12 protein-coding genes are annotated in these 11,872 nt (G+C 40.7%); 8 read left to right on the forward strand and 4 right to left on the reverse strand.

Going from position 1 to position 11,872, the window contains the following annotated elements:
• The first annotated feature begins 153 nt into the window (after nt 1-153).
• From JI65_RS08690 to JI65_RS08710, 5 genes are all read left to right on the forward strand, one after another.
• Nucleotides 154-3,105, forward strand: coding sequence for an adenylate/guanylate cyclase domain-containing protein (locus tag JI65_RS08690; RefSeq protein ID WP_191015297.1), 2,952 nt, complete (start codon nt 154-156; stop codon nt 3,103-3,105).
• Nucleotides 3,106-3,169: 64 nt separating this feature from the next.
• Nucleotides 3,170-4,369: an urea ABC transporter substrate-binding protein gene (urtA, locus tag JI65_RS08695; RefSeq protein ID WP_191015300.1), complete on the forward strand. Its 1,200-nt coding sequence runs from the start codon at nt 3,170-3,172 to the stop codon at nt 4,367-4,369.
• Nucleotides 4,370-4,589: 220 nt separating this feature from the next.
• Nucleotides 4,590-4,799: a 4Fe-4S binding protein gene (locus JI65_RS08700; RefSeq protein WP_191015302.1), complete on the forward strand. Its 210-nt coding sequence runs from the start codon at nt 4,590-4,592 to the stop codon at nt 4,797-4,799.
• A complete protein-coding gene (locus JI65_RS08705) occupies nt 4,792-5,400 on the forward strand; it encodes a 4Fe-4S binding protein (RefSeq protein WP_191015304.1) in 609 nt (202 codons plus the stop codon). Before JI65_RS08700 ends, JI65_RS08705 begins: the two co-directional genes overlap by 8 nt.
• A gap of 2 nt (nt 5,401-5,402) precedes the next feature.
• Complete coding sequence (locus JI65_RS08710) at nt 5,403-5,801, forward strand: C-GCAxxG-C-C family protein (protein ID WP_191015307.1); 399 nt, start codon at nt 5,403-5,405, stop codon at nt 5,799-5,801.
• 96 nt (nt 5,802-5,897) lie between these two features.
• On the opposite strand, the gene JI65_RS08715 is transcribed toward JI65_RS08710, so the two are convergent.
• Nucleotides 5,898-6,362 carry a DUF2798 domain-containing protein gene (locus JI65_RS08715; protein ID WP_191015309.1) on the reverse strand — a complete coding sequence of 155 codons (465 nt, stop codon included), beginning with the start codon at nt 6,360-6,362 and terminating at the stop codon, nt 5,898-5,900.
• Nucleotides 6,363-6,702: 340 nt separating this feature from the next.
• On the opposite strand from JI65_RS08715, the gene JI65_RS08720 reads away from it, so the two are divergent.
• Both JI65_RS08720 and JI65_RS08725 read left to right on the forward strand, forming a co-directional pair.
• Complete coding sequence (locus tag JI65_RS08720; protein WP_191015311.1) at nt 6,703-7,011, forward strand: hypothetical protein; 309 nt, start codon at nt 6,703-6,705, stop codon at nt 7,009-7,011.
• 136 nt (nt 7,012-7,147) lie between these two features.
• Nucleotides 7,148-7,819 (forward strand): DUF6273 domain-containing protein, encoded by a 672-nt coding sequence (locus tag JI65_RS08725; RefSeq protein ID WP_191015313.1) that lies wholly within the window; start codon nt 7,148-7,150, stop codon nt 7,817-7,819.
• Nucleotides 7,820-7,845: 26 nt separating this feature from the next.
• Here the strand turns inward: JI65_RS08725 and JI65_RS08730 are convergent, their stop codons facing one another.
• Genes JI65_RS08730 through JI65_RS08740 form a run of 3 tightly spaced genes read right to left on the reverse strand, consistent with a single transcriptional unit; the run spans nt 7,846 to nt 10,933 of the window.
• On the reverse strand, nt 7,846-9,390 hold the full coding sequence (locus JI65_RS08730; protein ID WP_191015316.1) for a sensor domain-containing diguanylate cyclase: 1,545 nt from the start codon (nt 9,388-9,390) through the stop codon (nt 7,846-7,848).
• A gap of 1 nt (nt 9,391) precedes the next feature.
• On the reverse strand, nt 9,392-9,550 hold the full coding sequence (locus JI65_RS08735) for a hypothetical protein (protein WP_191015317.1): 159 nt from the start codon (nt 9,548-9,550) through the stop codon (nt 9,392-9,394).
• A gap of 12 nt (nt 9,551-9,562) precedes the next feature.
• Nucleotides 9,563-10,933, reverse strand: coding sequence for a GGDEF domain-containing protein (locus JI65_RS08740; RefSeq protein ID WP_191015320.1), 1,371 nt, complete (start codon nt 10,931-10,933; stop codon nt 9,563-9,565).
• Nucleotides 10,934-11,223: 290 nt separating this feature from the next.
• Between JI65_RS08740 and JI65_RS08745 the strand changes: the two genes are divergently transcribed.
• Nucleotides 11,224-11,872: Rossmann-fold NAD(P)-binding domain-containing protein (locus tag JI65_RS08745; protein ID WP_479694089.1), on the forward strand; the 649-nt coding region annotated here is incomplete at its 3' end.

Here is an 11,872-nt window from a genome sequence, read left to right on the forward strand (position 1 = left end):
AATTGCAAGATTTTGATTTTAAAGTTTATTTTACTTAAAACATCCTTTATAATTATGGAATGAAAAAAAAGTTTTTCTTGATTGCTATTTTTTTATTTTCATTTTCTATGGCTTTTGCGCAGGCAAATTTTTTTTGATAATTATATTTGTCGTATGTGGAGTTCCTTTGGAGGACTTACAGGAACAACTGCAACTGACATAGTGCAGACGAATGATGGTTATTTGAATATTGGCACTTATGAAGGTCTTGTCCGTTTTGACGGAATTGATTTTAAGACAATAAAAGGCCGGCATGACAATGATTTAAAATTTTCTTCCGTGCGTGCAATTCTTGAGGATTCCAAAAAGAATTTGTGGCTCGGCTCAAATGACGAAGGTCTTCAAAAAATCAGTCCGGACGGAAATAAAGTTTATACTATGCAGAACGGGCTTCCGAACAATTCCGTGCGTGCGCTTGCCGAAGACCGGGACGGAAACATTTGGATTGGCACTGCTTCTGGAATTGTTTATCTTAGCCCAAAAGGTCAGCTCTTTACGCCTCAGTTTGAATCTGGAACGGTTTCAAAAGGAATTATTGCCTCAAAGCTTTATTGCGACACTGGCGGACGGATTTGGCTTATTACTGCGAGCGAAAAGGGCCTTTTTGTTTTTAGAGACGGAATCTTTCACACGTTGCCAGAACTCGAAAAATTCGGAAATTATTTTGTGACCGCAATCGCGCAAGATTTGCAGGGAAATTTTTGGATTGGACTCGGAAATGACGGTATTCTTCGCATGCGAAATGGCAATGTTCAGCAAGTTCATACAGGAACTATTCTCGATAGGGTTCCAACTTCTTCAATTTACTCGGCTCCAGATGGAACGATTTGGTTTGGTACGGAGCGTGGGCTTGCCGTGCAGTCCAACGGAAATTTTTACGAATACAACGGTAACGATTTAGGAACGTCGAACATAAATAAGATTACTGCTGACCGCGAAGGAAATATTTGGCTTGCTACAGACCGATTCGGAGTTGGCAAGTTGAATCACGGAAAATTCAAGGTAAAAAAATTTGGAATTACTGCAAATGCAATTGCCGAGGATTTGGACGGGCGAATTTGGGTGGGAACGGACACTGGCGTTCGCTGTTTTGACGATTACACTGAAATTTTTAACGGACTTACGGAGTTTACGCTGGGTGTGAGAATTCGGCATATTGGAGTTACACATGACGGAAAAATTCTTGTGAGTTGTTATACGAAACCAGGTCAGCTTAGGTATGACACTAAAACAGGCGGTGTGGAAAGCTGGACGATGGATAACGGTCTTTCTGGAAACAAAGTTCGTGTTGCAATCGAAACGTCGCCTGGCGAGCTGTATGTTGGAACAACGACAGGACTTAGCGTTATCAACAAAGCTGGCGAAGTTAAGAATTTTAAGCAAATTGACGGTCTTGAAAACGAATACATAATGTGTCTTTTTAAGGATTCGAACGATATAGTTTGGATTGGAACCGATGGCGGCGGAATCTATCTGATGAAAAATCAGACTATAATCTCGCACGTCACTTCGGATGACGGTCTTAGCGGAAACGTAATCTTTAAGATTTTTCAGGATAAGGACGGAATGTATTGGATTTGTACGGGCGGCGGAGTTACTGTTTGCCCGCCGTTTGATTCTGTGCACGAACGGCCGTCGGGATTTTCTAGCATAAATTCAGACAACGGAATCGGAACGGACAGCGTTTTTCAGTTGATTCCAGACGGAGCCGGAACGGTTTGGTTCGTGAGCAATTACGGAATTTCTTCTGCAAAATTTGAAGACGTAAAAGAAACGCTTGTAGGAAATCGGGAAAATATTGACGTTCAGTTCTACGGACGAAACGACGGTCTTGATTCGGACGGCCCAACTTCTACGGCTCTTTCGACTCTCGACAGGCACAACCGAATTTGGTTCCCGATGGTTGACGGCGTTGCGATTTACGACCCTGTAAAACTTAGTGAAAATGCTGTTACGCCGCTTGTTCATATTGAGTCTGTAAAAATTGACAATATTGAATACAACAAACTGGACGAGCCGATTGTCCTAAAACCTGGAACGAAGCGTGTTGACATAAAATACACTGGTTTGAGCTACGATGCTCCTGAAAGAATCCAATTCATTCACAATCTTACGAATTTTGAGGATGAATACAGCGAGCCGAGTAAAGGGCGTATAGTTTCGTACACGAACATTAAACCCGGAAAGCATACTTTTTTGGTAAAAGCAATCAATGCGAACGGAGTTGAAAGCGAAGAGGCTTCGGCGGTGCTTTTTGTGCAAAAGCCTCATTTTTATCAAATGCCGTTGTTCTGGATTGCCTGCGGAATCTTTATTCTCGGAACGACGATTTTTATTGTTTACATGAAACAGCGTGCGATGTACCTCGAAAACATGCGACTTGAAAGCATGGTAAAATTGCGAACTTCTGAACTTAACGAAGAAAAAAATAAGTCGGACAGACTTTTGCGTTCAATTTTGCCAGACAAAATCGCTGATGAACTTAGGGACGATGTTCATTCGATTGGTGAAGCTTTTGAAGACGTGACTTTGCTTTTCTCTGACATAGTTGGCTTTACCAACACTTCTAGCCAGCATTCGGCGTCTGAGATTGTTGATGCCCTTAACGATTTGTTCAGCCGATTTGACGAGCGTGCGAGCCGTTCAGGCGTAGAAAAAATCAAAACGATTGGAGACGCGTACATGGCGGCTTGCGGACTTCCAGCGCCTAACAAAGACCATGCCAAAATTATGGTGGAATTTGCAAAAGGAATGTATGAGGATTTGGCGAATTACAACGCGACAAGCAAAATCAAATTCAACATCAGAATTGGTTTGAACTGCGGTCCTGTGACTGCGGGTGTAATCGGAAAGACGAAATTCATTTATGATGTTTGGGGCGACACCGTTAACACTGCAAGCCGAATGGAATCTGCCTGCACTCCTGGCGGAATCCGTGTTACGAAAGCTGTGCACGACCACTTGAAAGATTCTGGAATAACTTTTACAGAATCAATTTTGTGCAACATAAAAGGCAAAGGCGAAATGACGACTTATGAAATTGTCTGGAACAAAGGTCAGGCATAAAGGGAATTTCAGAAAACTGTCAGAGTTTTTCTACGAGTTTTAAGAGAATTGGAGGACAAAATATATGAGAAAATCCGTAAGAATCAGTCTTGGATTTACGGCAGCTGTTTTTTGTGCTTTTTTTATTGGCTGCAAAGAAAAAAGTTCAGAGGATAAAACGGTACGAGTCGGACTTTTGCATTCTTTTACTGGTACGATGGCAATAAGTGAGACTTCTGTTTACGATTCGGAACTTTTGGCAATAAAAGAAATTAATGAAGCTGGTGGCGTACTCGGAAAGCAGATTGAAGTCGTAAAAGAGGATGGGGCAAGTAAAGCCCAGATTTTTGCGGAAAAGGCTCGAAAACTTTTGCAGGAAGATAAAGTTGCAACCGTGTTTGGTTGTTGGACCAGCGATTCGAGAAAGGCTGTAAAGCCGATTTTTGAGGAACTTTTCGGGCTTTTGTGGTATCCCGTTCAGTATGAAGGAATGGAAGCAAGCCCTAACATCATGTATATGGGAGCTGCCCCGAATCAGCAGATAATTCCGGCGGTTGAATATTGCGCACAAAACATCGGAACGAATATGTTTTTGATTGGAAGTGACTATGTTTTTCCGCACAGTGCAAACCGAATAATCAAAGCCCAGCTTGCAGAGATTGGAGGAGTTTGTTTGGGCGAGGAATACACTCCGATGGGCCACTCTGATTATTCGTCGATTGTAAGAAAAATAAAAAAACTGAATCCTGATGTCATTTTGAATTCGCTGAACGGAGACTCAAATTTGGCTTTTTTTGAGGAACTTACAAAAAACGGAATTACGAGCGAAGTGATTCCTGTTATGAGTTTTTCGATTTCAGAGGAAGAAATTGCTAAGATGAATTTGAAGAATCTTGAAGGTCATCTTGTTTCTTGGAATTATTTTGAAACTACTGAGAGTCCCCAGAACAAAAAATTTGTTTCTGCTTATAAGGCGGCTTATGGCAACGAACGTATGACTGGCGATCCTGTTGAGGCTGGGTATAACGCTGTTTATCTGTGGGCTGAAGCTTGCAAAAAAGCTGGTACTTTTGATGTTGAATCGGTGCGAATGGCGGCGAAAGGACTTAGCTTTGAGGCTCCGGAAGGAACCGTTACGATTGACGGCGGAAATCAGCATCTTTACAAACGGGTTAGAATTGGAAAAATCAATGAAGACGGCCTTATTCATGAAATTTGGGCAACGCCTTCGGCAATCAAGCCTGATCCATATTTGAGCACTTATCCGTGGGCGCGAGGACTTTAAAAAGGAAACTTCTAAAAACTTCAGTTTTTCGAGACACCCAAAATCTTTTTTTAATGTGATAAAGTCACATACAAGTCGTGTGGCTTGGGGTATTTTATATGTACAGATGGGGTGCAAAAATTACCTGTTCGAAAACTTTAAGGGACCGCTAAAAACTTCATTTTTTAGAGATGCCCTTTAGCTTTCCGGGCAGGTTTGCTGCATTCTTGAACGAGGTACTATGAAATCAAAAAAAATTGCTCATGTTGAAGAGAGTCGGTGCGTTGCCTGCGGCGCGTGCGCGAATGTTTGTCCGCGCGGGGCGATTGGCGTTGTGCAAGGTTGTTTTGCCCGCGTAAACACTGATTTGTGTGTCGGTTGTGGTTTATGTGCCAGAACGTGTCCTGTTGGATGCATTTCGGTTTTGAACAGGGAGGGCGAAAATGGCTAAAGCTAAAAAGTGGTACAATTATCTTTGGATTTGGTCAATTTTATATTTTGCCCTTGGATTTTTTAACATTCTTTTTGCATGGCTCGGAATGATAGACTTTTTGCTCCCGCTGATTTTTGCGATTTTTGGCGGAAACAAATGGTTCTGCAACAACATGTGCGGTCGTGGCCAGCTTTTTAATCTTCTTGGAAATTCGCTAAAACTTTCGCGCAACAAAACTACTCCGCGTGCAATAAGTTCAAAATGGTTCCGATACGGATTTTTGATTTTTTTCTTGACGATGTTCGGAACTATGGTTTTTCAGACGTATTTGGTTGCAAGCGGTGCTGAAAATTTGAGGCAAGCCGTAAAACTTTTTTGGTCGTTCAAAGTGCCGTGGAAATGGGCTTACAATCCGGCTTTTTTGGGCGAGGGGCTTGCATGGATTGCTCAGTTCAGTTACGGTTTTTACAGTCTTATGCTCACGTCAACTTTGATAGGCTTGATTGTAATGGCGTTGTACAAACCTCGTTCTTGGTGCACTTTCTGCCCGATGGGAACGATGACACAGGGAATCTGCAAATTAAAGTACAATGAAAATAAAAATACAAAAGAGGTTTAAAAATGACAGTAGAAGAAAGAGCTGAAAACGCTGCGCAATTAAAACTTTCCGGAGCGTGCAATTGTTGTCAGGCAGTTACACGTGCATTTGCAGATACAGTCGGTGTTGATGAAGAAACTTTGATGAAAATGTCGGCGGGCTTTGCCGTAGGAATGGGGTGCATGGAAGCTACTTGCGGTTCTCTTATTGGTGCCGGAATGATTGCAGGTTTGCGTACCGACGGAAAAGGCACGCCTCGCTATACCCGCGAAATACTTGCTAAGTTTAAGGAAATGTGCGGAGCCGTAGCCTGCAAAGATTTAAAGGGAATTACAACCGGAAAAGTTCTTTGCGAATGCCACGACTGTGTAAAAAATGCCGTTCTTGCAACGGAACAGGTATTTTCTGCAAGCAACAATTAGCTTTCAATAAAAAATGCGGTGGTTGATCTTGTCGAAACCACCGCAGATAGTTTTATTGTTTATTCTGGTTCGGACTTTTTAAACGGTCATTCTACTTTAGTTTCTTGAGAAAATCAAACCGAAAACTTTTCTTACGATTGGACCTGCGAACAAAAGTTGCCAGAATGTTGCCATCGGGTAGTTTTTTGCAGTTGTCTCTAGCCAGATTGAAATCATTTCTGTCTGGAATCCGCCTTTAAAAAGCAAAGTTGCGGCAAAACTCATAAGCGGGCACATAAACCAGATTGAGCAAATTGAAATTCCGAGGATGATAAAAATCGGATTGTCCTTTTGTGGATTAAAAATTTTGAACGTGATTTTTTTTGCAATGTGACCGACAAGCACAAAATCAAGAATGAATGCTATTGGTCCCATGATTACGAGTTCACGAAATGCCTTTAAGAATACGCTGTTTGTTAAAGCGCCTTCTGCAAGCGCAATATTGTAGCAAATCATGGCATAGACCATTACAAATACCATCATAATGGTAAAGACGATTTCCTGAAATAATGATTTTGGCATCATTAGCTCCTTAAAAAAAAGTGAAATTGAAAAATTGGAAATTGATTTTACTACGCAGATTTGCGTATGAGCATATAGATGTGACTATAAGATGGGCAATTCCGAATTGAGTGCAACTATTCTACAGAATTATAAAATTTAATGTAAGTAAATTTTTCTAATTTTTTTGTAAAAAATGCTAGAAAAAAATCTTCAAAAACTCCATACTAGAGACCTTTTTGCAAGAAAAAACGGTTATTTACGCTTATTTGTGATTTTTGAGTATAACTAATTTTAATATGCTCAGTTATATTATGGTGAACTCAGCTCGGAGTTTACGATACCATTTTGGAGATGAATTATGAAAAAAATATTTGGATTGGCATCGGTTTTTGCAATTACGTTCGGATTCGGATTTTATGGTTGTGCATCAAATTCAAGTCAAACTGACACTTTAAAAAATCTTTCTGATGAAAAAACAAACGAATCTTTTGCTTTTCATAACGAAATAGAAATCCTTGAAGCCGGAACGGACGGTTCTGCCGGAAAAAATGCACGTTACGTTTATTTTGGCGACTGGCCCCAGACAATCAAAAAAAATGACGTAAAAATCGATGAGTCAAAAAAAATAAAAAGTCGGCTCGCTCACTTACTATCTTGGAAGCGATAAAAATTATTACGTTAAACGCCTTGAAGAAGGCTATTCTCCAGAAGTAAAATATTCCAACGGTGAAGTTCCTGCCGCGGATTTCGAAAAGAAAGAGAGCTTTTTTAAGGTTGAACCGATAAAATGGCGGATTTTGACCATGAACTACAATAATTCAGGGAACGTACTTTTGCTTGCGGAGAATATTATTGCGGCGGGCATACCGTATTTTGAATATGATGATGATGACAAAACTCGTTCAATCGACGGTGAGGAAAAAATCCTTCAGAATAATTATAAATACAGTCAGATTCGGGCGTTCTTGAATGGCCTTGATTATTTTGACGAGCAGAACAAAAAATCTTCTGTGTACACGAACATGGGATTTTTGCAGTCTGCATTTACAAAAAAAGCTCTTTCAAAAATTGCGGATAGTTTGATAGACAACAGCGTGACGAGTGCTGTTGATTCTTTTGTCTTGTTGGATTCAAATCCTGAATTTGCCTGTGAGAATACGACGGACAAAGTTTTTCTTTTGAGCGAAAAAGAAGTTACTGACGAGAATTTTGGCTTTGATTCCTACGAAATATACGGTGAAGCAAACAGCCGAATCCGCAAGGCAACAGATTTTGCAAAATCTAGCAGTGCCTATGAAAATTGCGATGAAGAAGCAAAATTAGGCGGCTGGTGGTGGCTTCGCTCTCCGGCTTACGTTGCGACTGATGCCCGAAATATTTCAGATGACGGGGACGCAGCACTTGCCGCAGGCGCATATTCTGGAGAAGTTGGCATTGTGCCGGCGATTTGTGTTCCTGCAAAGTATTTTGAATAAAGCAAACTAATTATTTAAAATTCAATTTACTGACGGCGACAGTCTTCGTGCTTTTTGTAATATTCTTCTTTGTTTGCGTACATGGCTTTGTCGGCACGCGCAAAAATTTCTTTGTAAGAGTTTTCGGTGTTGCTGTCGGAGCTTGTCGCACCTTTTGAGATTGCAAGCTCAACTGTGTAGTTTTCATTTTCTTTGTTGAATTTTTCAAGGTTTTTGTCGAATGTTGCGAATTGTTTTGCAATTGTTGCGTCAGAAACCTTTTCATCGATTACAACAAATTCGTCGCCGCCGGTACGGTAAATGCAATCTTCCGGGAATACGCTTCGGATTATTCCCGCCGCGTCTTTTATGAGCATGTCACCGTATTCGTGACCGAGCGTGTCGTTCATTTTTTTTAGCCCGTTAACATCAAAAACATAAACCGTAAAATCAGAAAGTTTTTCGCGCATACGCTGTTCAAGCATTTTTACTTTGTCGATGTAGGCAGATTTGTTCTTGCATCCGGTCATTCTGTCCGAATAGGCTTGTGCGTTTATGTAATCTATGTATTCTTTTAATTCGATTGCGATTTTCTGAATCGAATTGGAGAGTTTTCCGATTTCGTTGTTTGAATGAAAAGTAATCGTTGTGTTCAGCTCTCCCCGTGCGATTCTTGAAGCTTCTTCCGTTAGCGTAAGTAGCGGTTCGACAATTTTTGAAATCAAAATGTTCGAGAGAACGAGTGCGCTAATTAAAATCAGGACGAGAAGATAAACCATTCTGGTTGTCATCTGTGTTTGCAATTTTAAAAGTTCCATTTCTGGTACCGAAATTGCAAGAATCATGCCGGAACTGAGTCTGTCAAGAATCAGTCGCTGGTGAACTCCTTTCCAGTCGTATTTGTAGTTTTTGCCAGTGCCTATGTATTCATCTGAAAAATATGGCGTTAAATCCGTAAGGTTTGTGAACAGATTGAATTGGGATTTTACGAGCCTGCCTCCGGGAATATCCTTATGATAGAAAAGGGTTTTTCCGTCATCGCTGATTAAAAAGCCAAAACTTGCATCAAGGCCGATATTGTCGATTACAAGACGGAGTTCCGCCATGCTCATATCAAGTCCCACAACGCCGACAAACATGTGGTCTATAAAAATCGGAATCGTGTACGAGATCGTGTCTACGGCATGTTCGATATTATGATTTTGGTGAGGAGCTGACCATTTTGGCTTGCCTGCGCTCTTTGCTTCGTAAAACCAAGCTGCATGCCCGACATCATCTTTTTTGTATTGTTTTATGTCAAAATTTATGTTCAAAAGCCAGGTTTTATGCACGTATTTTGAGTCCGGCGATACTCCTGCCTGCATAAAATAAACGGAGTTCGCCTCTGGATATTTTTCTGGGTCTAGGACAAAATAAATTGTTTTTGCATATTTATGCATGGAATTTGAGTATTTTATGAATTCCGAAAGTTTGTTCATAAATGAATTTGCATACTGAACATCAGTTTTTGCGAGATTTGCATCAAATTCTTTTTTTATGAATTCTTCAAGCGTGTACGCGGTTTCTTCGATTGTGGAAAAACGGATATTCAAATCAGTCTACTTTTTTTTCTGAAAGATAATTCAATGCCTGACCTGCATGAAATTCTATGGACTGGTGCAGATAATAAAATCCGACGAATGTAGCTAATGTAAAAACTCCCAAAATTCCGCCGAGGAACAGAAGTCTGAAATTTGATTTCAAAGATTTCATGTTTTTCTAAATCTAGTCCTTTTTTACACCGTTTCCGCCCATTTCTTTTACAAGATAGCAATATTGAGCGGCTCTGTAATAATTTTTTTTGATTGTATCTGAAAGCCGAATTTCTGTAAGTCCGACTGAAACGGTTACGAGACCGTCTCTTTCAACGTCTTTTACAAATTGTCGGCAGACTGCGTACGAACTTTCAAGTGGAAGTTCAAACAAAACAAGAAATTCGTCCCCGCCCCAGCGAAGAACCATTCCACGCTCGTTGAGTAGGCTGAGCATGTTGCTCACGACTGAAACGATGATTTCGTCTCCGTTCATCGTATCGTTTGCCTCTTTAAAAAAGTCGATGTCGAATACTGCAAGATAGCGGTAGCGTGTCGTGTTGAATACACCTCGTTCCCCGAACATGTCCTTAAAGAAATTCCTGTTCGGAAGTCCTGTAAGCGGGTCTTTTTGTGCGGCGCTCGCATAGAAGACTGGTTTCTTTGCCTGGAATTGCTTGCGTGCGTAATGCAACGTGCAAAGGCTTGCGGCAAGGAGAACGATTATCAAAATGTAAAAAAGGTGACTTGGGAATTCGGTTTGCGGATGAGTTCCGGTCAGAATAAAATACCAACCGAAATCTTCAATATATTTTGTTACCGCAAAATTCATCAAAGACAAATTGATGTGCCGGAATTCGGCCGATGGGGTTGAAGGAAGCAGATAGGCGAGCGATGCGGTTTCTATGTCGTTGTAATTGCTGGTTAGCTCTACAAGGCCTTCAGTTTTTGTAAAGCAGATTTTAACATTGAAAGTTCTTTCATATTCTCTTATGCGGTTGATTACGTTGGTTACGTATAACGAGGGACTTGCGACTCCCAGTAATTTACCTTGGAAATCGCGGAGGGCGACATTTAGATACATAGTCGATTTTTCTGGAGCTGTTGCGTGCCTGTAAACTCCGATAAAAAAGTTCGCGTTGCTGTCCGAGAAGTTTGCGTACCAAATGTCATGCGGATTTTTGTACGGGTCAACGATTTTGTGCATTTCGTCGTCGCGATAGTAGCGGCGCGTCTTGTTTGAGATAAAAGTTACCTGCGCATAGCCGAGTCCGTCTTTTAGGCGTGAGAGATAAGGCTTTATTGCCGCTTCGTCGGCTTTTAAGTCATCGGATTCTTGTTCGAGGAAGTTGTACAGGAATTCATCATTTGCCATTGTTTTAGAAACTGTGACTGGGTTTTGTAGCTCTGCAAAAAGTTCGTTGTAGATTTTATCTGCAAGAAGTGTCTCGACTAATTCCTGTTTTTTGTGTTGATTTTTTGTAAAAAAATAATGGATTATGCATATCAAGAGTGAAAATACGATGAGGATAATGCTTGCCACATGTGTGATTGATTTTTTCATAAAAATCCTACAATTTTTTTACTTTTGCGAGACTCGAATAATTTGGATTTTGAGTCTCTTTGAATTTTTTTGTAAATAATATTATAGATTGATTATTTATTTTAAGACAAGTTTTTTTTAAGACGCTTTTAGGTTGATTTTGAGATTAACGGTGTTAAAGTCGGAATTTTTGTATTTTTATGCAAATTTTCAAGTTACCGATGTCTTTTTGCACTCAAAAGATATTCCCTATCCGTCTTTTTAACTTTATTATAGAAAGAACTATTATTAATTTTATAGAGGAGATGAATATGAAAAAGGTTCTTGTCTGCAAGGAAAAAGACGAACGCGAGACACGTGTTGCCTTGATTCCTGATGACGCGAAGAAACTTACCTCGATGGGCTTTGAAATAAAAGTCGTTTCGGGTGCAGGTGTGAAAAGTGGTTTTAGCGATGAAGCCTACAAAAAGGCTGGAGCTACAATTGTTTCAAAAGAAGAAGATGCTTATGCTGATTCAGAAATCATCGTGCGCATTATGAAACCTGAGTCGATTGACGGTATAAAAGAAGGCACGCTTCATTTGAGCTACCTTGATCCGTTCAATGAAAAAGAGCTTTTGAACAAATTTGCTTCGCAGGGCTTGCAGGCAGTTTCTTTGGAAATGATTCCTCGAACAACCCTCGCTCAGAAGATGGACGTTCAGTCATCTCAGACTTCTCTTGCGGGTTACGTTGCAGTTGTAAATGCGGCTGCAAAACTCCCAAAAATCCTTCCTATGATGGTTACTCCGGCTGGTACAATTAATCCGGCTCGTGTTTTTATTATTGGTGTTGGCGTTGCCGGTCTTCAGGCAATCGCTACTGCAAAACGTTTGGGCGCACGCGTTGACGCATTCGATACTCGCCCGGTCGTTGAAGAGCAGGTTAAATCGCTCGGTGCTTCATTCGTTAAAATCGACC

The sequence above is a fragment of the Treponema zioleckii genome, from assembly GCF_014737315.1.
In the GTDB taxonomy this organism is placed as follows: domain Bacteria; phylum Spirochaetota; class Spirochaetia; order Treponematales; family Treponemataceae; genus Treponema_D; species Treponema_D zioleckii.

Excerpts from the sequence above, each read along its gene's own strand:
- JI65_RS08690 (WP_191015297.1), top strand. The coding sequence starts at position 154 with ATGTGGAGTTCCTTTGGAGGACTTACAGGAACAACTGCAACTGACATA.
- urtA (WP_191015300.1), top strand. The coding sequence starts at position 3,170 with ATGAGAAAATCCGTAAGAATCAGTCTTGGATTTACGGCAGCTGTTTTT.
- JI65_RS08700 (WP_191015302.1), top strand. The coding sequence starts at position 4,590 with ATGAAATCAAAAAAAATTGCTCATGTTGAAGAGAGTCGGTGCGTTGCC.
- JI65_RS08705 (WP_191015304.1), top strand. The coding sequence starts at position 4,792 with ATGGCTAAAGCTAAAAAGTGGTACAATTATCTTTGGATTTGGTCAATT.
- JI65_RS08710 (WP_191015307.1), top strand. The coding sequence starts at position 5,403 with ATGACAGTAGAAGAAAGAGCTGAAAACGCTGCGCAATTAAAACTTTCC.
- JI65_RS08715 (WP_191015309.1), bottom strand. The coding sequence starts at position 6,362 with ATGCCAAAATCATTATTTCAGGAAATCGTCTTTACCATTATGATGGTA.
- JI65_RS08720 (WP_191015311.1), top strand. The coding sequence starts at position 6,703 with ATGAAAAAAATATTTGGATTGGCATCGGTTTTTGCAATTACGTTCGGA.
- JI65_RS08725 (WP_191015313.1), top strand. The coding sequence starts at position 7,148 with ATGAACTACAATAATTCAGGGAACGTACTTTTGCTTGCGGAGAATATT.
- JI65_RS08735 (WP_191015317.1), bottom strand. The coding sequence starts at position 9,550 with ATGAAATCTTTGAAATCAAATTTCAGACTTCTGTTCCTCGGCGGAATT.
- JI65_RS08740 (WP_191015320.1), bottom strand. The coding sequence starts at position 10,933 with ATGAAAAAATCAATCACACATGTGGCAAGCATTATCCTCATCGTATTT.